This window comes from Saccharospirillum salsuginis (assembly GCF_014651855.1).
Taxonomy (GTDB): domain Bacteria; phylum Pseudomonadota; class Gammaproteobacteria; order Pseudomonadales; family Natronospirillaceae; genus Saccharospirillum; species Saccharospirillum salsuginis.
This window is the reverse complement of the sequence record NZ_BMXR01000001.1, coordinates 89658-110581: the sequence shown is the minus strand read 5'-3', so window position 1 is coordinate 110581 and position 20924 is coordinate 89658. Positions and strand designations below refer to the sequence as shown.

Here is a 20924-nt window from a genome sequence, read left to right as displayed (position 1 = left end):
GAATCGGTGTAATGGCAGAATCCGGCACCCGTCATCCAACGCCGACCGCGTCTGTTTATGCCAGCCACCGCTTTCTACGCTTATAGTGCTTAACATCCCGAAACGACTTTTTATCCTCCTGATCACCCAACCCCAGGTAGAACGTTTGAATGTCCGGGTTGCGCCGCAGGTCGGCGACGGAACCTTCCAGGACGACTTTACCGCCTTCGAGAATGTAGCCGCGATGGGCGATGCGGAAGGCGGCGTTGGCGTTTTGTTCGACCAGCAGGATGCTGACGTTTTGTTCCTGGTTGATGCGGGCGATGATGTCGAAGATTTCGTCGACGATCTTGGGGGCTAGGCCGAGTGACGGTTCGTCCAGCAGGATCAGTCGCGGCTGGCCGATCAGGGCTCGGCCGATGGCGAGCATTTGTAGTTCGCCGCCTGACAGCAGTCCGGCGGTTTGACGGGCGCGGTCTTTCAGTTGCGGGAAGTAGTTGTAGACCGCTTCGAAATCGGGTTGGGCGTCGCGGCCGGTCAGGGCGTAGGTGGCGGATATCAGGTTTTCTTCGACGGACATTTCGGTGAAGATGCGTCGGCCTTCGCGGACGTGGAGCAGGCCGGCCCGTGCCAGTTCGTGCGGCGGTGTTTTGTTGATCAGTTGGTCCTGAAAGCGGATGCGGCCTTCGCCGATGGCGCCGTTTTCCAGTGGTAACAGGCCGGAGACGGCTTTCAACAGGGTGGTTTTGCCGGCGCCGTTGGCGCCGAGCAGGGCGACGACTTCGCTGTCATCCACGGACAGGGTCAGGCCTTTCAGTACCTGTATGGCGTTGAAGTAGGCGACTTCGAGGTTTTCGATGGTGAGCATGCTTGTCCTCGCGGGTTCGCCGGCCAGACGAGTGGCCGGCGAACCGTGTTACACCTGGATCCAGTCCGAGACGGGGGTGAACAGTTTGCTGTCGGCGCTGTAGCGGTAGACCCGGCCCTGGCCGATTTTGTGGTCGACGACGTCGACGGGCTGGCCGAAGAAGCCGCCGCTGTCCCAATTGTCGATGGCACGCAGTTCGGCCATGAGGTTGTCGGGTGTGACCGGTTTGTCGGCTTCGATGACCCGGTTCATGCACAGCTTCCACAGTTCCAGGTTGAGCCGGCCTTCGAGTTCCCAGGTGACGACGTAGCCGGGAAAGTCGGGGTTGATGGACTTTTTGTAGGCGCCGAGCTGCTGGTAGAAGGGGGCGTCCTCCTGGTCGTAGAAGTAGCGATAGGGCATGACGCCCTGGTAGCCGTCGAGGAAGGGGCCGGCCTGGTCGGTGACGCGGTCGGCGATGACTTTTTCCATACCCCAGAAGGTGCCCATGAATTGGGTCTGCAGGCCGAAGGCCCGGGCGCCGCCGATCAGTTGCGGCCAGACGCCGGTGACGTAGCCTTGTAGTATGGTGTATTCCGGGTTGGCCTGGGCGAGTTTGGTGACGTGGTTTTCGATGTCCGCGCCTTCGGCCTTGGTGACTTCCTCCAGCACGACCTCGATGCCGAGGTCGGCGGCCACTTTACGACCGTGTTCGATCGGGTCGCGGCCAAATTCGGTGTCCGAATAGACGAAAGCTACGGTTTTGCCGCCTTTGTCAGCGATGTCTTTGAGCAGGATCTCGAACTGGTCTTCGTAGGTCGGGCCGGCCATGAACTGGTAGGGGCGTTCGGCCGGGTTGGCCAGCGAGGACGCGAAGGAGGTGGAGCCCATCATGACGGCGTTGTCGCCTTCCAGGGTCGGGCCGACCAGTTCCATGAAGCCGGTGGAATCCCCGAAATAGAAGTGCAGGTCGCCGCCGGCCATGGCGCGTTGGAAGTTGGCCAGGGCGTTGCGGGGGATGTAGCCGGAATCTTCGACTTCGACTTTGATCGGTCGCCCGCCGATGCCGCCGGAGTCGTTGACCTGTTGCTCGAACTCGGCGAAGGCGGGCGCCACCAGCTGCCCGGCCGTAGCGAAGGGGCCGGTCATCGGCAGGGACGCTGCGACACGCCATTGCTTGGTCTCCGCCCGCACGATGGCCGGCGCCATGGTGGCCGCGGCCAGTGCCGCGCCGGCTTTCAGTACCGTTCTACGTTTCATAGCCATCCTGGTTCTCCTTTCTTGTTGTTGGTGAGCGCGGACTCGTGATCTCCGGATACTGTAGTCCGCTTTCGGATGTCTTTCCGCTTACTTCGAAAACGGCCAGCGATCAACAAATCGCCAGAACCGGTCCCAGATCGATACCAGGCCCATGGGCTCAAAAATCAGAAACCCGATAATCAAAACACCGAAGGCGATGTCCCGCATCGGGCTGAACAGCATCTGGGCATTGGCATCGCCGTCGGTCACGTTGGCGAACACGATTTTCAGTATCTCCGGGACCAGCAGGATCAAAACGGTGCCGAACACAGGACCGAGGGTGCGTCCCATGCCGCCGGCCACCAGGCAGACGACCAGGGTGATCGACATATTCAGGCCGAAATCCTCCGGCAGGATGGCCGGGAAGAAATAGGCCCAGAGACAGCCCGCCGCGCCGCAGTAGGCGGCGGAAATGGCGAAGCTCTTCAGTTTGTGGCTGTACAGGGAAATGCCCAGGATCTCGGCGGAATAGTCCTTGTCCCGAATCGCGATCAGAGCCCGGCCAAAGCGGGTGCGAAACAGGTTTTGGGCGAACAGCAGCATGATCAGCATGATCGGAACGATGAAGTAATACTGCGCGCGTTGGGAACGCAGTTCGTAACCGAACAGGACGGCGTTGGGCGTTTCGGTGCCGGAGACGCCGCCGGTCCACTCCGCGAGCCATTCCTGGCGGATCAGAAACAGGACGATGAAGTTGGCCGAGAGGGTGGCGACGGCCAGGTACAAGCCCTTGACCCGCAAGGACGGCAAGCCGAACAGCACGCCGAAGGCGGCCGCGACCGCGATCGAGATCAACAGGGTGATCAGCGGGAAGGTGTTCGGGAATTCGTGGTGTACGGCCACCGTGGTGTAGGCCCCGATGGCGAAGAAGGCGCCGTGTCCAAGCGACATCAGGCCGGTGTAGCCGACCAGGACGTTCAGGCCCACCACAGCGATGATGAAGATGGCGATCTGGCCGGCCAGCAGGAGCACATAGTTGTTGGCGATCAGCGGCAAGACGGCCAGCGCCACCAGCGCGGCAACCAACCCGGCCTGTTTCGGCCAGGTGGACCAGATGCCTTCATCGGCGGTGTAACGGGTTTTGTAATGACCGGTAATCATATCCGCTCGATCTCCTCCTGACCCAGGAAGCCGTGTGGGCGGATCAGAATCACGATCAGCACCGCCACATAAGGCACGATTTCGGCGTATTCACCGCCCAGTTTCCATTGCGTCATGGCTTGCAGCACCCCGATCAGCATCGAGGCCAGCAATACCCCGGCGAACGAATCCAGGCCGCCCATCAGCACCACGGCCAGTACCGACAGGCCGAACAGACCGATGGCGGGTGACAAACCGGTGCGCGTCGCCAGAATGGCGCCGGCCACGGCCCCGGTGGTGGAGGCGATCAGCCAGGCCGAGGAAAACACACGCGGGACATTGATGCCCATGGCGTAGGCGGTGCTCTGATCCTCCGCCGTGGCGCGGATGGCGACACCGGAGCGCGTATAGCGCAGCACCAGCATCAGGGCCGCGAACAAAGCCAGGGCGATCAGCAGGTTGAACAGCGACCCACTGAACAGGAAGAGGTTGGCGCCGAACAGTTCGAAGCGAATCGGGAAGTTGGGACCGAGCGAGGGCACCTGCTCGGCTTCGGCGGTCCAGATCAAACCGGCGGAGCCTTCGAGTACCCAGATTAGACCGACCGTGGACAGAATCATCGCGAAGGTCGACTGGCCCAGCAATGGCCGCATCACTAGGCGTTCGATCAACAGCGCCAGGAGGGCGTTGGCCGCCAACGCACCGGCCAGACCGAGCAGAATTCGGGGCACATCGCTGATCCAGGAGGCGATCGCCGCCTTGGGCGAGAAACTGGGGGCGTCGGCCCGGTAAGCCACCAGCCATTCCGGCTCCCAGCTGCGGACCCAGTCCGGCATGAAGGCGGCTTCGGGGAGCATGACGGCGAAGGTGAAATAAAAGTAGGCACCGAACAGAATCAGGTGACCGTGGGCGAAATTCACCACCTTGGTCGCCTTGAATACCGAGACGATACCGAGGGCGATGAGAGCGAGGATGCCGCCTGAAATCACGCCGTTGATCAGGTATTGGACGAACTGGCCCATCAGACGGTCACCTCCCGGTCTTCGCTGGTGCCCAGATAAGCCTCGATCACATCCGGCTGACGTTGCACCACGTCCGGCGTGCCATCGGCGATTTTGCGACCGAAATTCAGCACGATCACTTTGTTCGAGATGTCCATGACCATGCCCATGTCGTGCTCAACCAGCAGAATGGTCGTCTCCCAGCGGTCCTGAATGTCCAGGATGAAGCGCGCCATGTCCTCGGTTTCTTCCCGGTTCATGCCCGCCACCGGTTCATCCAGCAACAGGACCTTCGGCCGCATCGCCAATGCCCGGGCCAGTTCGACCCGCTTTTGCAAACCGTAGGGCAGGGCCGCGACCGGTGCCTTACGAATATGGTCCAGTTCCAGGAAATCGATCACATCACGCTCGATGTCCGCGCGCAAAGCCGCTTCCTCGCGCCGGGCGGCCCCGTAGTAGAACCCGGATGACCAGAAGCCGCTGCGCAGCCGGGTGTGGCCGCCCAGCTTGATGTTGTCCAGCACCGTCATGCCGCGAAACAGGGCGATGTTCTGGAACGTTCGCGCCATGCCCATGGCCGCACGCTTGTCGGCGCGCATACCGGTGATGTCCGTGCCGTCGAAGTGGATGCTGCCCGACTGGGGCTGATAGAAACCGGAAATGATGTTGAACAGACTGGTCTTGCCGGCCCCGTTCGGGCCAATAATGGCGGTGATGTGTCCGGTCTCGGCGGTAAAGGACACATCGTCCAGCGCGCGGATGCCGCCGAAGGCCAGGCTGGCGTGGGTGACGCTAAGCATGAGCAAGGCGCTCCTTGCCGACTGCGAACCGCATCAGTGGGCTCCTGCATTGTTTTTATTGTTTTGTAGTATACGTCGGGTGCCGGAATTCGGACCTCTGGTCACTTTTTCACCGTTCGAATGGCGTGTCAAGTGGATTCCCCGCGCGTCAACGGGTATTATTCACGTCCTTCCCGCATTCCCCTCAGGCCTTGAAAACCGCGCCACAGGCCCGATCTACTCCTTTAGAATAGTTGACTGTTTTACTCAGGTATTTATAATTCCCGACCCAATAAAGCCCCTCACGCATCGGGGGAGGATCGATGAGACTGACCACCAAAGGCCGCTATGCGGTGACTGCCATGCTGGACCTGGCCCTGAATCAGGACGTCGGTCCCATCAGCCTGGCGGATATATCCGAGCGGCAGGGCATTTCCCTGTCCTATCTTGAACAACTGTTTTCCAAGCTGCGTCGCCAGAAGCTGGTGACCTCGGTACGCGGTCCGGGCGGCGGCTATCGTCTGGGCCGGGCCAGCCAGGACATCAGCATCGCCGACGTCGTCGACGCCGTCAGCGAATCCCTGGATGCGACCCGCTGCCAGGGCAAGGAAGGCTGTCAGCAGGGCGAAGTCTGCCTGACGCACCATCTGTGGCAGGACCTGAGTCTACAGATTCACGATTTCCTCAGCGATATTTCCCTGGCCGATCTGGTCAGCCGGCGCGACATCCAGGCCGTCAACCTGCGCCAGAACCGCTATTTGCGCGAAGGCCGCAGCGACATAGATGAAACCAACACCATCGCAGCCAGCCAGGTGTGACTGTATGAACCCGATCTACATGGACTACGCCGCCACCACACCGGTCGACGACCGGGTCGCCGAGCGTATGGCCCGTTTTCTGACCCGCGACGGCGACTATGGCAATCCGGCCTCGCGGTCGCACATGCTCGGCTGGCTGGCCGAAGAGGCCGTGGAAGAGGCGCGCAACGACGTCGCGGACCTGATCGGCGCCGACAGCCGCGAGATCGTCTGGACCTCCGGTGCCACCGAGAGCAACAACCTGGCACTGAAGGGCGTTGCGGATAATTTCGCACCCGAAGACTGCCATATCATTGTCGGCGCGACCGAACACAAGGCCGTGCTGGACCCGGCGCACTACCTGGCCGGAAAGGGTTACGGCCTGACGGTCGTTCAGCCGAACGAAGATGGCGTAATCAGTGTCGAGGCCGTTCGCGAGGCCTGGCAACCTAACACCCGCCTGGTCAGTGTCATGGCCGCGAACAACGAGACCGGCGTGCTGAATCCGGTTGCCGGAATCGGTGCCCTGTGCGCCGAGCGCGATGCCTGGTTTCACGTCGACGCCGCTCAGGCCGTGGGCAAGATCCCGGTCGATGTCAACGACTGGCAGGTCACACTGCTGTCGATTTCGGGCCACAAGTTCTACGGGCCCAAGGGCGTCGGTGCTTTGTACAAGCGACGTCGTTCCACGCTGGACCTGCAGGCCCAGATTCACGGCGGCGGCCACGAGCGCGGCATGCGTTCCGGCACGCTGGCGACCCATCAGTTGGTCGGCATCGGCGACGCCGCGCGTATCGTCCGCGACGAGTTGGCGGAAGAGGCCGAACGCATCGGCGCGTTGCGTGATCGGCTCTGGGCCGGCATCGAGGACCTGGGCGACATCCAGATAAACGGAGGCGGCGTACCGCGCACGCCGGGCCACCTGAACGTGGCCTTCGGCGGTGTCGATGGCGAGGCGCTGATGATGGCGCTGCGCACCATCGCCGTCTCCACCGGTTCGGCCTGTACATCGGCCAGCGTCGAACCGTCGTATGTGTTGAAGGCCATGGGGCTGAGCGATCAGGCCGCCCATGGCTCGTTGCGCTTCAGTCTGGGGCGCTACACCACCGAAAACGAGGTGGACACGGCTATTCACAGCATTCGTGAAGCGGTAACGGCCCTGCGCAAGCAGGCGTCGGTCGCTTCCTGACTTGAAGGTGTAAGAGATGAGCGAACAGTTTGACCAGTATCTGAAATCGGAATACGCCGCCGGCTGGGTCACCGACGTCGAGTCGCTGACCATTCCGCCGGGTCTGAACGAAGACGTCATCCGGTTGATTTCGGCCAAAAAGCACGAGCCGGAATGGATGCTGGAATGGCGCCTGAAAGCCTATCGCGGCTGGCTGGAAATGCAGGAGCCGAAGTGGGCTCATGTGAAATATCCGAAGCCGGATTTTCAGGCGCTGTCCTACTACTCGTCGCCGAAGAGCATGGAAGACCGGCCGCAGTCGCTGGACGAGGTCGACCCCGAATTGCTGCGCACCTACGAAAAACTCGGCATTCCGGTGCACGAGCAGGAAGTGCTGGCCGGTGTTGCGGTCGACATGGTGTTCGACAGCGTCTCCGTCGGCACCACCTTCCGCCAGAAGCTGAAAGACGCCGGCGTCATTTTCTGCTCCATCTCCGAAGCGGTGCACGAATACCCGGAACTGGTGAAGAAATATCTCGGTTCGGTCGTGCCGCAGAAGGATAACTTCTACGCGGCACTGAACTCGGCGGTTTTCTCCGACGGGTCTTTTGTCTACATTCCCAAGGGCGTGCGTTGCCCGATGGAATTGTCGACCTATTTCCGCATCAACGAAGCCAAGACCGGCCAGTTCGAGCGCACCCTGATCATCGCCGACGAAGGCAGCCAGGTCAGCTATCTCGAAGGCTGCACGGCGCCGATGCGCGACGAAAACCAGCTGCACGCGGCCGTGGTCGAACTGGTGGCGCTGGACGATGCGGACATCAAATACTCGACGGTGCAAAACTGGTACCCGGGTGACGAGAACGGCAAGGGCGGCATCTACAACTTCGTGACCAAGCGTGGCTTGGCCATGAATCGCTCGAAGATCTCCTGGACCCAGGTCGAGACCGGCTCCGCCGTGACCTGGAAGTACCCGTCCTGCATTTTGAAGGGTGACGACAGCATCGGCGAATTCTATTCCGTCGCCCTGACCAGCAATTACCAGCAGGCCGACACCGGCACCAAGATGATTCACCTGGGCAAGAACACCCGCTCTACGATCATCGCCAAGGGCATCAGCGCCAAGAACAGCGAGAACAGCTATCGCGGTCTGGTGAAGATGAACCCGGGTGCCGAGGGTGCGCGTAACTACACCCAGTGCGACTCACTGCTGATCGGTGACCAGTGCGGGGCTCATACCTTCCCGTACATCGAATCGAAAAACCCGACCGCCGTGGTCGAGCACGAGGCCACCACCTCCAAGGTCAGCGACGACCAGATGTTCCTCTGCCAGCAACGCGGCATCGACCCGGAAAAAGCCGTCTCGATGATCGTGAACGGCTTCTGTAAGGACGTATTCAAAGAGTTGCCGATGGAATTCGCGGTCGAGGCCGGCAAGTTGCTTGAGGTGAGTTTGGAAGGGGCTGTGGGTTAATCCAATATTTGAATGGACGGCCCCCTGTAGGGTGGGCATTGCCCACCAGGAAAGACAAACAACCACAGTCCGATGCCATTGTTGAATGATCAGGCCGTGGGCAAGTCGAGGGTTGGTCCGGATACGGTTGGTGGGCAGTGCCCACCCTACGGATCACAATTGCCCCCTCTGATGAATGAATTTATCGAAATAACGGGAAGCAAAACACGATGCTGAACATCAAGAATCTGCAAGCCAAGGTCGAAGAGAAGACCATTCTGAACGGCTTGAACCTCGAGGTGAAACCCGGCGAAGTGCACGCCATCATGGGCCCGAACGGGGCCGGCAAGAGCACCCTGGGCCATGTCCTGGCCGGTCGGGATGGTTATGAAGTCACCGGCGGTGAAGTGGACTTCGAAGGCCGCGACCTGTTGGACATGGAAGCCGAGGAACGGGCCCAGTCGGGCCTGTTCCTGGCGTTCCAGTACCCGGTCGAGATTCCCGGTGTCTCCAACATGGAATTCCTCAAGGCCAGCGTCGACGCCATACGCGCTTCCCGCGGGCAGGACGCCATGACCTCGATGGACTTCATCAAGCTCGCGCGCGAGCGCTGCAAGGCTGTCGACCTGCCGCAGGATTTCCTCAAGCGCGGCGTCAACGAAGGCTTCTCCGGCGGTGAGAAAAAACGCAACGAGTTGCTGCAGATGATGCTGCTCGAACCCAAACTGTGCATCCTCGACGAAACCGACTCCGGCCTCGACATCGACGCGCTGCAGGTGGTCGCCGACGGCGTCAACGCCCTGCGCAACCCGGAGCGGTCTTTCATCGTCGTCACGCACTACCAGCGTCTGCTCGACTACATCGTGCCGGACTACGTTCACGTCCTGTCCAAAGGCCGCATCATCAAGTCCGGCGGTCGTGAACTGGCGCTGGAGCTGGAAAAGCACGGATACGGTTGGATCGACGAGGAGGTGGCCTAAGTGGCAGTGCCAACACAGGCGTCCGAATCCATGAAGGTACAAGGGGCGCACGACACCCTGCAATCGGCTTCCGACTGGGATTGGTTGAAAGATTGGCGTGCCCGGGGCTGGCAGCGCTTCGAGCAGAGCCCCTGGCCGACACGCAAGACCGAAGACTGGAAATACACCCCGCTGAAATCGCTGGTCGGAACCGACTGGTCATTGGCCGAAGGCGGCTCGACCGGTCAGGGCGTGGACTTCCCCGACTGGGAGCGAACCGTTCTGACCCTGGTCGATGGTCAATTGGTCGACCACGATGCCTTGCCGGCAGGTGTGTCCGTGCATCTGCTGTCCAAGGCCGATGCCCAGACGCGGGCACGGTTCGAGCAACGGCTGGATGAATCCCTGGCCGGTGAAGGCCGCTTGTTCAACGTCTTCAACCAGGCCGTACTGGCCGAAGCGCTTTGGCTGGAAATCGACCCGGGCCAGCGCCTGGAAAAACCGATCCAGATCAACCAGGTGATTTCCACGGCCGCGTCCGAACGTGTGATTCCGGTTCGGGTCTTGGTCGATGTCGGTGCCATGAGTGAAGCCACCCTGGTCGAGACGTTCAGCAACGAAGCCGACGGGGCCGTCTTCATCAATCCGGTCACCGAGCTCAAACTGGCCGACAATGCGCGGCTGCGGCATTACCATCTGCTGCTGGAAACCGGCGATGTGCGTCACCTCGGTTCGGTTCAGGCCGAACTGCAGAGCTACGCCAATCTGGACAGTTTCCACATGGCCCTCGGCGGCACCCTGAAGCGCAAGGACATCGTCGTGCACCATCGCGGTCCGGGCGCCGAGCTGAACCTGAACGGGGTTTACCTGCCGCGCGGCAAGGAACACATCGACTACCACACCACTTTGGAACACGAAGTGCCGCACTGCACATCCCAGGAAGTGTTTCGCGGCATCATCGGCGACCAGGCCAAGGCGGTGTTCAATGGCCGCATCCACATTCACAAGCACGCCCAGAAGACGCTGGCCGAACTGAGCAACAAGAACCTGTTGACCAGCCATCAGGCGGAAGTCGACACCAAACCGGAACTGGAAATCTACGCCGACGACGTCAAGTGCGCGCACGGGGCCACCGTGGCCCAGCTCGACAAGACCTCGATGTTCTATTTCCTGAGTCGGGGCATCCGTCGCGAAGAGGCCGAAGTCATGATGAGTTTCGGGTTCATCAACGAACTGCTCGAAGGCCTGGTCGACGAGCCGGTGCGTCACTTGTTGCGTCCCATGTTGGCCAGCCTGTTCGCGAAAGACGACGATCTCGCGAGGCACCTGATATGAGCTTCGATGTGCAGGCGGTCCGCGCACTGTTCCCCATCCTGAATCAGGAGGTGAACGGCAAGCCGCTGGTGTATCTGGACAACGGCGCCACCACCCAGAAGCCCGAGGCGGTGATCGACGCCATCAGTCAGTATTACCGGAACGACAACGCCAACGTGCATCGCGGCGCGCACGCACTCAGCGACCGGGCCACGACCAAGTTCGAGCAGGCCCGCGAATCCGCGCGCCGGTTCGTCAACGCCCGTTCGACCCGGGAAATCATCTGGACCAAGGGCACGACCGAAAGCATCAACATGGTGGCGTTCAGCTGGGGGCGCGAGCATCTGCGCAAGGGCGACCGGATCCTGGTGTCCACCATGGAGCACCACGCCAACATCGTGCCCTGGCAGCTGCTGTGCGGCCAGACTGGCGCCGAACTGGTGCCGATTCCGGTCGACGACCGGGGCCAGCTCGACATGCAGGCCTTCGACGACCTGCTTGACGAGCGTGTCAAACTGGTTTCCATCGTCCACGTCTCCAATGCCTTGGGCACGGTGAACCCGGTGGAGACCATCGTCGAGAAAGCGCACGCCATCGGCGCCAAAGTGCTGCTCGACGGCGCCCAGGCCGTGGCGCACTGGCCGTTGGACGTGCAGAAACTCGACGTCGATTTTTACAGCTTCTCCGCGCACAAAATGTACGGCCCGACCGGCATCGGCGTGCTGTACGGCAAGGAAGAACTGCTCGACGCCATGCCGCCGTTCATGGGCGGTGGCGAAATGATCGAGACCGTCTCGTTCAAGGGTACCACCTTCAACACCCTGCCGTTCAAATTCGAACCCGGCACCCCGAACATCGCCGGCGCCATCGGCTTCGCAGCCGCCATCGAATTTCTCGAATCGCTGGATCGCAAGGCGTTGGCGGAACACGAACAGTCCGTGCTGAACTACGCCGTCAGCCGCGCGCGCGACTACGACGGCCTGCGCCTCGTCGGCGACGCCGACCACCGTGCCGGCTTGTTCAGCTTCCTGCTCGAAGGCGGGCATCCGTCGGATATCGGGTTCCTGCTGGACCAGCAGGGCATCGCCGTGCGGGTCGGCAACCATTGCGCCATGCCGGCGATGGAGCGGTTCCACGTACCCGGAACCGTGCGCGCGAGTTTCGCGATGTACAACACCAAGGACGAGGTGGACGCCTTGTTTGCGGGGTTGGATAAGGTTAAGACGTTTTTGATGTGAGGTTGGACATCATTGTCGGATTACGCGCTCACGCGCTAATTCGACCTACGTGTGACGGATGGATGTAGGTTGGATTAGCGCGTAAGCGCGTAATCCAACACCCCAACCGATTTAATTTCCGCGCTTTCGCCCCCACCTACCGGGCTAATGCGCACCACTGAACACCAGGAGACAGGCCATGAGTGTTGAATCATTCGACCCGACCAGCGCGCCGGCCATCACCATGACGGCGGCCGCCATCGACCATGCCCGCCGGCAGATCCAGCAAGCCGGCGCCCAGGGCATTCGCCTGGCGGTGAAGGAAAGCGGCTGCTCCGGCTACATGTACATCGTCGATTTCGTCGCCGAGGCCGACGACACCGATGTCAGCTTCCCGATGGCCGACGACGTCACACTCTTCGTCCAGAAAGAAGCGCTGCCGATCGTACGCGGCACCGAAATCGACTTCGCCAAAGACGGCGTCAACCGCGTCATCAAATTCCGTAATCCCAACGTCACCGCCGAATGCGGCTGCGGCGAGAGTTTTGTCGTGGAGGCCGAACAGTAGTGGAAAAACGCATGGTGGTCACCCAGCGGGCCGTCGACGCCCGACTGGTCCCGGTGGGCACACCCGTCACCATTCCGGCCGACGCCTTTCTGACCCTGACCCAATCGCTCGGCGGCAACTACACCGTCGTGTTCAACGGCAACATGGCCCGCATCGACGGTACCGACGCCGACGCCCTGGGTTTCGAGCCGGAAAAACTGGAATTCGAACCCACGGCCGATGGCAAACCATCGGAAGAACACGTCTGGGATGCGCTGCGTACCATTTTCGACCCGGAAATCCCGGTCAACGTCGTCGATCTCGGCCTGATTTACGACATGAAGCTCGAAGGTCACACGGCCCACATCAACATGACGCTCACCGCGCCCGGCTGCGGCATGGGCCCGGTACTGGTCGACGACATCAAATACCGGGTGGGCAAGGTACCGGGCGTACACGAGGTTGAGGTCGAGCTGGTCTTCGATCCGCCCTGGCACCGGGAAATGATGAGTGAAGAAGCCCAGTTGGAAACGGGGATGTTTTTTTAATACTGGATAGACCCTCTCCCTAGCCCTCTCCCAAGGGGAGAGGGGATTGGAATGTTGGATTCTTCTTCTCCCGGGGAGAGTGGGCAATAACTAATCCAACTCGAAACAGGATGTTTCTCAAAGCAACCACATTATCAAGTGTCCGGTGCCTGGGTATCCCAAGCGAGGATGTCTGAGGCATGGACTGGAGCGCCAGCCCGGTCCGAACCCAAGCCCCCATGGAAGGGTTGAGTGGGCGGCATACCGCGCGACCTCGACTGGGATACCCAGGCACCGGACACGAAAGACTGGCACTTAGCTAACCCAACCACGGCCCAACCCTATGAGTACCCAATTCGGAATAGACGTCACCACAGACGACATCCTCGACACCCTGTCTTTCTTCGACAGCTGGGAAGACCGCTATCGCTATATCATCGACCTGGGCAAGGAACTCCCGCCCATGGACGACGCCCTGAAAACCGAAGACCGCATCGTCAAAGGCTGTCAAAGCCAGGTTTGGCTCGCCCATGAAGAGCAAGGCGGGAATATGAACTTCATCGCAGATTCGGACGCTCACATCGTTCGCGGATTGCTGGCCGTCATTCTTGCCGCCTACAATGGTAAAAATCGTCAACAGATCCTAGACTTCGATATCGAAGACTACTTCGAACGGCTCGATTTGATACGCCATCTCAGCCCCACGCGAGGAAACGGCTTGCGGGCGATGGTCGGTCGGATCAGGGATACAGCCGCATCATAAGCTCAGGGCCGAGCCAACCAGGGTTGGCGTAGGGTGCGAAGAAAAATCGGCTACACGGCGATACTTTTTATCGGATGGCAGGTGTTGGCCTGGATGGCCGCTGCCAACCTGCCGTCGCCGTGGTCTCATGTCCTGACCTTTTCGCTCAGCCTCATCTTCGGTGGCGCCATCCTCTGGCTGTGGCGACGCCATTATCACATCAGGATTGCCAACGCCCACGACCGCGTCGACGACGCCCTGCGCGAACTCAACGCCGCCCGCCAGGAAGCCAACAAAGACCCGCTGACCGGTTTGAACAGCCGTCTCTACATGCGCGAGCGCCTCGAAGAGGCGGTCAGCATCGCCAGTGAACGCGACCACCTCTGTGCGGTCCTGTTGATGGACCTGGATTTTTTCAAGGACATCAACGAAGCGCTTGGCCACCAGCTCGGCAACCAACTGCTGGTCGCCACGGCGCATCGACTGAAAACCCTGGTTAAAAAGGGCGATTTGCTGGGGTACTACGGCGGGGACGAATACATCCTGGTATTGCCGCAGATCAACGACGCCATGGCCGCCGAACTGGTCGCCCGTCGCATTCTGACGGCTCTGGCGGAGCCGTTCGAGGTGGATGGGCGTACCCTGACCATCTCGGCCTCCTTGGGGGTTTGCCTCGGTCCGCAGGACGGTCGGGATGCCGAATCCCTGATTCGCAAGGCTGAAAGCGCCCTTGCACGCAGTAAATCGCGCGGTCGCAAGGGGTATCAGTTTTTCACCCGGGCCATGAATGACGCCGCGGCCGAGCGACTGAAGATCGACCAGCAACTGCGTGGGGCATTGGAACGCGGCGAATTTTCTTTGGTGTACCAGCCCATCATGCACACCCGGGGCCGGACGCTGAAGGGCATGGAAGTGCTGATTCGCTGGACCAATCCGGAGCTCGGGCGGATCTCACCGATGGATTTCATTCCCATCGCCGAACAGATCGGCGCCATTACCGATCTGGGCAACTGGGTGCTGCAGGAAGCCTGTGCTCAACTCCAGTCCTGGCAACGGCAGTACAACCGACCCCTGCTGATGTCGATCAACGTCTCGCCCCGTCAGTTTCACGACGGTAGCATCGTCCCCAAGGTCAAGACGGTGCTGACCCAGCTCGGTCTGAAGCCGACCTCGGTTCAACTGGAAGTGACCGAAGGCTTGCTGATCAATGCGTCGGATCGTGTCCTGTCGGATCTGGACACCCTGAAACTGGCCGGTGTGCATCTGGCACTGGACGACTTCGGTACCGGCTATTCCTCGCTGTCCTACTTGAGGCATCTGCCGTTCGACGTGCTCAAGGTCGACCAGAGCTTCGTGCACGAAATCGCCCGTAAATCCCAGGACGAGGCCATGGTGGGCGCCATGGTGCGCATGGGGCACAGCCTCGGCATGACGGTGGTCGCCGAAGGTGTCGAGACCCCCGAACAGGCCTACAGCCTCGAAGCGCTGCGGGTGGACGACCTCCAGGGCTTCTATTTCAGCCAGCCCCTGTGCGCCCGCGACTTTGAACGGCGCTTTCTGGCCGGAATCACCATCGACGGCCAGGTACTGGACGAGTCCATCTGGGACCGCCTCTAGGAGGCTGTGCGAGATTTGCCCCTCCCGAAGCGTCGGACCGCCCTAACCCTCTCCCAGGGTGGATAGGGGACGAGTACCTTGCACGGGAGCAAGCCCCTGAGGCGGGGGTAGCCCTCCCAGGGGATGTGGGCAGCATGGATGCTGCCGTCAAGCCCCCATGGACGGGTTCATGGCGGCCCCAGGGAGGGCTGCCCCCGCCTCAGGGGCGAACCCAACCCCGAACCTGACGCCAATCCTTCGTAAAACCGCCGTTCCCACCATGGCAACGAGGCGTCCGGCCACGTATAATCCGCCGCCGATAAAAACGAACTCACTGGAGATACTGTTACAATGGCTACTGAACGTACCCTGTCCATCATCAAGCCGGACGCCGTCGCGAAAAACCTGATTGGCGCCATCAACAGCCGCTTCGAAACCGCCGGTCTGTCCATCGTCGCCCAGAAAATGCTGCACCTGAGCCAGGAGCAGGCGGAAGGTTTCTATGCCGAGCACAAAGAGCGTCCCTTCTTCGCGGCCCTGGTCGAGTTCATGACCTCCGGTCCGGTAGTGGTCCAGGTACTGGAAGGCGAGAACGCCATTGCCAAGAACCGTGAAATCATGGGCGCCACCAACCCGGCCGAAGCCGCGGCCGGCACCCTGCGTCACGACTTCGCCAACAGCATCGATGCGAACGCTGTTCACGGCTCCGACGCCCCGGCGTCCGCCGAGCGTGAAATCGGCTACTTCTTCAAGTCCGAAGAAATCTGCCCGCGCGGCTGATAACCGGTCGTAACACCGAACGGGAGACGCAGAAGGTCGGTCGCGACAGGCGATCGATGTTATGCTTCTCCCGTTTCCCGTTAAACCGGTCCCGAACTCACACCTGCAGGTTGCGAACGATGTCCGAACCCAATACACAAAAGGTCAACTTACTCGGCATGGGCTTGCCCGCGCTCGAGGCCTTTTTCGTCGATACCCTGGGCGAGAAGAAGTTTCGCGCCGTGCAGGTCATGAAATGGATCCATCAGCGCGGCGTCGACAATTTCGACGACATGACCGACATCAGCAAGGCCTTGCGGGCCAAGCTGAAGGAAACCGCCCAGATCCTCGCGCCGGATGTGACCTTCTGTAAAGACTCTCAGGACGGGACCCGCAAGTGGGTCATGAAAATGCCGGGCGGCAGCGCGGTCGAAACCGTATTCATCCCCGAAGATGGGCGCGGCACCCTCTGTGTGTCCTCCCAGATCGGCTGCGCACTCGATTGTTCCTTCTGCTCGACCGGTAAACAGGGTTTCAACCGCGACCTGAGCTCGGCCGAGATCATCGCCCAGGTCTGGATCGCCGTGAAATCATTCGATCAGCCCGGCGAGAAGCGGGAACGCCGCGTCACCAATGTGGTGATGATGGGCATGGGCGAGCCCCTGTTGAATTTCGACGCCGTCGTCGAGGCCATGGGCCTGATGATGGACGACAACGCCTACGGCCTGTCCAAGCGCCGGGTCACGTTGAGCACCTCCGGTGTCGTACCGGCCATATACGATCTGGCCAAGGTCACCGATGTGGCGCTGGCCTTGTCGCTGCATGCCCCCAACGACGAATTGCGCAATACGCTGGTGCCGCTGAACAAGAAGTACAACATCCAGTCCGTTCTGGATGCCTGCAACCATTACATGGCGCGCTTCTCCGAAAAACGCGTGACCACGATCGAATACACCATGATCCAGGACGTCAACGATAAGCCCGAGCACGCCCATGAGCTGGCCGAATTGCTGCGCGACACGCCCTGCAAGATCAACCTGATTCCGTTCAACCCCTTCCCGAACTCCGGGTATGAACGCTCGAGCAACAACCGCATTCACCGCTTCCGGGACATCCTGCTGGCCGCGAACTACAACGTGACCATCCGCAAGACCCGGGGCGACGACATTGACGCCGCCTGTGGCCAGTTGGTGGGGCAGGTCAGCGACAAGACCAAACGCTCCACTCGCTACATCGAGGCGGTGCAACTGGGTCGCACCGCCAAGGATGTGGCGGTTGGCCGCACTCAACGGGGTACCTTATGACGCCGATCAAGGTGGTTCTGTCCCTGGTGATGGCGCTGGCGTTGGCCGGCTGCGTCACCACGACGTCCAGTCCGTTCGCGGAAAAGAAAGACATCGACAAAGCCGTCGATACCTATGTGCAGATCGGTTATCGCCATTTCGAAAACGACAACCTCTTCCAGGCCAAACAGGCCCTGAGCCGGGCCATGGAACTGGACCGCAATAACCCCGGTGCTCATCTGGGGCTGGCCCGGGTATTCGACGTTGAAGAAGACGAAGAACTGGCCGAGCACCACTTCAGAAAAGCCATTCGTCACGGTGGCGAAACGGAAGCCCGGTTCCAGTACGGCGTTTTTCTGTACAACCACCAGCGGTACGACGACGCCTACGACGAATTCGGCGAGGTGACCGAAGATAATTTCTACGCCCGTCGGGCCCTCAGTTTCGAATTCCTGGCCTTGTCCGCCCGTCGCCTCGACAGGACCGACGCGGCCATCAAAGCCTATGAACGGGCCATCGTGCTCGACCGGCTGCTGACCAACAGTTATGTCGGCCTGGCGGAACTGCGCGAACAGAAAGGCGACTCGGCCGAGGCGTTCGACGCCTACCGGGGGTTCATCTCGCTGGTGCGGGCCGGCCGTGCGAATCATTCCGCGCACACGCTCTGGCTGGGCATTCGCATCGCGCATCAGGTCGGTAATGAGAATTTGCTGTCATCGCTTGAATTGCAACTGCGTAACCGTTTCCCCAATACCGAGGAATATCGTCTCTACCGGGAGTGGAAACAGAAAGAGGGGGCCGCGTGAACAAACAGCACCAAAGCCCGATTCAGCGTCGGGTATCCCGTAAAATATGGGTCGGTGACGTGCCGGTCGGTGGCGACGCACCCATCGCCGTGCAGAGCATGACCAACACCGAAACCACCGACGTCGACGCCACCGTCGCCCAGATCGAAAGATTGCAACAGGCCGGCGCCGACATCGTGCGGGTATCCGTGCCGTCCATGGATGCCGCCGAAGCCTTCGGCGCGATCCGCAAACGCGTCAGCGTGCCGCTGGTGTCGGACATCCATTTCGACTACCGCATCGCTCTACGCGTCGCCGAACTCGGCGTCGACTGCCTGCGCATCAATCCCGGCAACATCGGCCGCGAGGACCGGGTGCGCGCCGTGGTCGAGACCGCGCGCGACAAAGGCATCCCAATCCGCATCGGCGTCAATGCCGGCTCGCTGGAAAAAGAGCTGCAGCGCAAATACGGCGAACCGACCCCGGAAGCCCTGGTCGAGTCCGCCATGCGGCACATCGAGATTCTCGACAAACTCGACTTTCAGGACTTCAAACTGAGCCTGAAAGCGTCCGATGTCTTCATGACCGTCGCCGCCTACCGCCTGATCGCGAACCAGATCGAACAGCCGCTGCACCTCGGCATTACCGAAGCCGGTGGCCTGCGCTCCGGCACGGTCAAATCCTCGGTCGGCCTGGGCATGCTGCTGATGGACGGCATCGGCGACACCATACGCGTCTCGCTCGCGGCCGACCCGGTCGAGGAAATCAAAGTCGGTTTCGACATCCTCAAGAGCCTGCGCCTGCGCAACAAGGGCATTAATTTTATTGCCTGCCCGAGCTGCTCACGCCAGAACTTCGACGTCATCGGCACCATGAACGAGCTCGAATCCCGGCTCGAAGACGTGTTGACCCCATTGGACGTCGCCGTCATCGGCTGCGTCGTCAACGGCCCGGGCGAAGCCAAGGAAGCCGACATCGGCCTCACCGGCGGCAGCCCCGCCAACCTGGTGTACGTCGGCGGCAAGCCGGATCACAAAGTGAAAAACGACACCCTGGTCGATCACTATGAGAAGCTGATCCGCGAGAAAGTGGCCGAGAAAGAAGCGGCTGAGAAAGATGTGATCGCCAAGAGTGAGGCGTGAGGTGATGAGTTGGATTACGGCCCTTCGGACCTAATCCAACCTACCCGTAGAAGTATCCGTATTCGTAGGTTGGATTAGGTCCGCAGGACCGTAATCCAACACCGTGGAACCACCGCATTCCACAAACCCCGTTACCGTTCAAGGAGACACACCTTGTCCACGCTACAAGCCATTCGTGGCATGAACGACATCCTGCCGGACGCGAGTCCGGTATGGCAGTACCTCGAAGGCCAGGTTAAAGCCGTGCTCGACCAATACGGCTATCGAGAAATCCGCATGCCCGTGGTCGAACCCACCGCCCTGTTCGAACGCGGTGTCGGCGAACACACCGACATCGTCGAAAAGGAAATGTACACCTTCGACGACCGCGGCGGTGACAGCCTCACCCTGCGTCCCGAAGGCACCGCCGGCTGTGTGCGTGCCGCGTTGCAAAACGGCCTGCTACACAATCAGGTCCAGCGCCTGTGGTACCAGGGCCCCATGTTTCGCTACGAGCGTCCGCAAAAAGGCCGCTACCGCCAGTTCTACCAGATCGGCGCCGAAACCTTCGGCATCGCCACTCCCGACGTGGACGCCGAACTGATCCTGCTGACCGCCCGGATGCTCGACAACCTAGGCCTGACCGAGCACGTCACCCTGAACCTCAACACCCTCGGTAGTTCAGAGGCCCGTGGACGTTACCGCAAAGCCCTGGTCGACTACCTGGAAACCGTCAAGGACAAGCTCGACGCAGACAGCCAGAACCGCCTGTACAGCAACCCGATGCGCATCCTCGACAGCAAATCGGAAAGCACCCAGGCCCTGCTGGACGACGCACCGACATTCGACGACTACCTCGACGACGAATCCCGCGAGCACTTCGAGACCCTGTGCCGCCTGCTCGACAAAGCCGGCATCAACTACACCATCAACCCGCGCCTCGTACGCGGGCTCGACTACTACTCGCGCACCGTCTTCGAATGGATCACCGACAGCCTCGGCGCCCAGGGCACAGTCTGCGGCGGCGGCCGCTACGACGGCCTCGTCCCCATGCTGGGTGGTAAACCCACTCCCGCCGCCGGCTTCGCCCTCGGCATCGAGCGCCTGATCCTCATGCTCGAAACCTTGAACAAAATTCCCGCTTCGGTTTTCAATACCGTCGACGCTTATGTCATCATGGCGGGTTCGGCGGCTGAGGAAGCGGGCATGGCCCTGGCCGAACAGCTCCGCAGCGACGTACCCGGGCTGCGTGTTCAGTCCCATTGCGGGGGTGGCAGCTTCAAGAGCCAGATGAAAAAAGCCGACAAATCCGGCGCGCGCATCGCCCTGATCCTGGGTGAGCAGGAAGTGCAGGACCGGACCGTCGGCATAAAGTTCCTGCGGGAAGAGAAAGAACAGCAGAGCATCGGCTGGGACGAACTCTCGAAAGCTATACAGGAATTGATTTAACCAACGCCGGCACGAATATCCGGCTTGTACTGTCTTGGATGCATAGGCTGGCATGAACAGCCAGCGCCGGTCGGCGGGGTATGCTTCGGAGAGGACATCTGAGGCATGGATGCCGAAGTTAAGCGCCCATGGACGGGTTTACAGCGGTCCTCGGAGAAGCTTACCCCGTCGTCCGGTGCGGGTTCCCGGCAACCAACCCAACAGGGCCGTGGCAACCCAGGC

20 protein-coding genes are annotated in these 20924 nt (G+C 60.9%); 15 read left to right on the top strand and 5 right to left on the bottom strand.

Features of this window, described 5'->3' with window-relative positions:
* Positions 1-55 precede the first annotated feature (55 nt).
* The 5 genes from IE111_RS00500 to IE111_RS00480 all read right to left on the bottom strand — a co-directional run bounded on the left by IE111_RS00500 (position 56) and on the right by IE111_RS00480 (position 5006).
* On the bottom strand, positions 56-847 hold the full coding sequence (locus tag IE111_RS00500; RefSeq protein ID WP_189606531.1) for an ABC transporter ATP-binding protein: 792 nt from the start codon (positions 845-847) through the stop codon (positions 56-58).
* A gap of 48 nt (positions 848-895) precedes the next feature.
* Positions 896-2092, bottom strand: a complete 1197-nt coding sequence (locus IE111_RS00495; protein WP_189606530.1) for an ABC transporter substrate-binding protein — start codon at positions 2090-2092, stop codon at positions 896-898.
* 81 nt (positions 2093-2173) lie between these two features.
* A complete protein-coding gene (locus IE111_RS00490) occupies positions 2174-3226 on the bottom strand; it encodes a branched-chain amino acid ABC transporter permease (protein ID WP_189606529.1) in 1053 nt (350 codons plus the stop codon).
* On the bottom strand, positions 3223-4227 hold the full coding sequence (locus tag IE111_RS00485; RefSeq protein WP_189606528.1) for a branched-chain amino acid ABC transporter permease: 1005 nt from the start codon (positions 4225-4227) through the stop codon (positions 3223-3225). The genes IE111_RS00490 and IE111_RS00485 overlap by 4 nt, the downstream gene beginning before the upstream one ends.
* Positions 4227-5006 carry an ABC transporter ATP-binding protein gene (locus IE111_RS00480; protein WP_189606527.1) on the bottom strand — a complete coding sequence of 260 codons (780 nt, stop codon included), beginning with the start codon at positions 5004-5006 and terminating at the stop codon, positions 4227-4229. The genes IE111_RS00485 and IE111_RS00480 overlap by 1 nt, the downstream gene beginning before the upstream one ends.
* A gap of 302 nt (positions 5007-5308) precedes the next feature.
* Between IE111_RS00480 and iscR the strand changes: the two genes are divergently transcribed.
* The 15 genes from iscR (at position 5309) to hisS (ending at position 20702) form a co-directional block, all read left to right on the top strand.
* Positions 5309-5803, top strand: a complete 495-nt coding sequence (iscR, locus tag IE111_RS00475; protein ID WP_189606526.1) for a Fe-S cluster assembly transcriptional regulator IscR — start codon at positions 5309-5311, stop codon at positions 5801-5803.
* Positions 5804-5807: 4 nt separating this feature from the next.
* Positions 5808-6971, top strand: coding sequence for an aminotransferase class V-fold PLP-dependent enzyme (locus IE111_RS00470; protein ID WP_189606525.1), 1164 nt, complete (start codon positions 5808-5810; stop codon positions 6969-6971).
* Between the two features lie 16 nt (positions 6972-6987).
* Positions 6988-8424 (top strand): Fe-S cluster assembly protein SufB, encoded by a 1437-nt coding sequence (gene sufB / locus IE111_RS00465; protein ID WP_189606524.1) that lies wholly within the window; start codon positions 6988-6990, stop codon positions 8422-8424.
* A gap of 209 nt (positions 8425-8633) precedes the next feature.
* Positions 8634-9383 (top strand): Fe-S cluster assembly ATPase SufC, encoded by a 750-nt coding sequence (sufC, locus tag IE111_RS00460; protein ID WP_189606523.1) that lies wholly within the window; start codon positions 8634-8636, stop codon positions 9381-9383.
* Positions 9384-10697 (top strand): Fe-S cluster assembly protein SufD, encoded by a 1314-nt coding sequence (gene sufD / locus IE111_RS00455; RefSeq protein WP_229805078.1) that lies wholly within the window; start codon positions 9384-9386, stop codon positions 10695-10697.
* Positions 10694-11914 carry an aminotransferase class V-fold PLP-dependent enzyme gene (locus tag IE111_RS00450; RefSeq protein ID WP_189606522.1) on the top strand — a complete coding sequence of 407 codons (1221 nt, stop codon included), beginning with the start codon at positions 10694-10696 and terminating at the stop codon, positions 11912-11914. Before sufD ends, IE111_RS00450 begins: the two co-directional genes overlap by 4 nt.
* A gap of 178 nt (positions 11915-12092) precedes the next feature.
* Entirely contained in the window at positions 12093-12461 is a 369-nt protein-coding gene (locus IE111_RS00445) for a HesB/IscA family protein (RefSeq protein ID WP_189606521.1), read from the top strand.
* Positions 12461-12988, top strand: a complete 528-nt coding sequence (gene sufT / locus IE111_RS00440; RefSeq protein WP_189606520.1) for a putative Fe-S cluster assembly protein SufT — start codon at positions 12461-12463, stop codon at positions 12986-12988. Before IE111_RS00445 ends, sufT begins: the two co-directional genes overlap by 1 nt.
* Before the next feature lie 322 nt (positions 12989-13310).
* Complete coding sequence (locus IE111_RS00435; protein WP_189606519.1) at positions 13311-13730, top strand: SufE family protein; 420 nt, start codon at positions 13311-13313, stop codon at positions 13728-13730.
* A gap of 93 nt (positions 13731-13823) precedes the next feature.
* Complete coding sequence (locus IE111_RS00430) at positions 13824-15326, top strand: putative bifunctional diguanylate cyclase/phosphodiesterase (RefSeq protein ID WP_189606518.1); 1503 nt, start codon at positions 13824-13826, stop codon at positions 15324-15326.
* Positions 15327-15656: 330 nt separating this feature from the next.
* On the top strand, positions 15657-16085 hold the full coding sequence (gene ndk, locus IE111_RS00425) for a nucleoside-diphosphate kinase (protein WP_189606517.1): 429 nt from the start codon (positions 15657-15659) through the stop codon (positions 16083-16085).
* A 119-nt stretch (positions 16086-16204) separates the two neighbouring features.
* Complete coding sequence (gene rlmN, locus IE111_RS00420; protein ID WP_189606516.1) at positions 16205-17368, top strand: dual-specificity RNA methyltransferase RlmN; 1164 nt, start codon at positions 16205-16207, stop codon at positions 17366-17368.
* Positions 17365-18153 carry a tetratricopeptide repeat protein gene (locus IE111_RS00415; RefSeq protein ID WP_189606515.1) on the top strand — a complete coding sequence of 263 codons (789 nt, stop codon included), beginning with the start codon at positions 17365-17367 and terminating at the stop codon, positions 18151-18153. Before rlmN ends, IE111_RS00415 begins: the two co-directional genes overlap by 4 nt.
* On the top strand, positions 18150-19274 hold the full coding sequence (gene ispG / locus IE111_RS00410; RefSeq protein ID WP_189606514.1) for a flavodoxin-dependent (E)-4-hydroxy-3-methylbut-2-enyl-diphosphate synthase: 1125 nt from the start codon (positions 18150-18152) through the stop codon (positions 19272-19274). Before IE111_RS00415 ends, ispG begins: the two co-directional genes overlap by 4 nt.
* Positions 19275-19454: 180 nt before the next feature.
* Positions 19455-20702, top strand: coding sequence for a histidine--tRNA ligase (hisS, locus tag IE111_RS00405; protein ID WP_229805177.1), 1248 nt, complete (start codon positions 19455-19457; stop codon positions 20700-20702).
* Positions 20703-20924 lie beyond the last annotated feature (222 nt).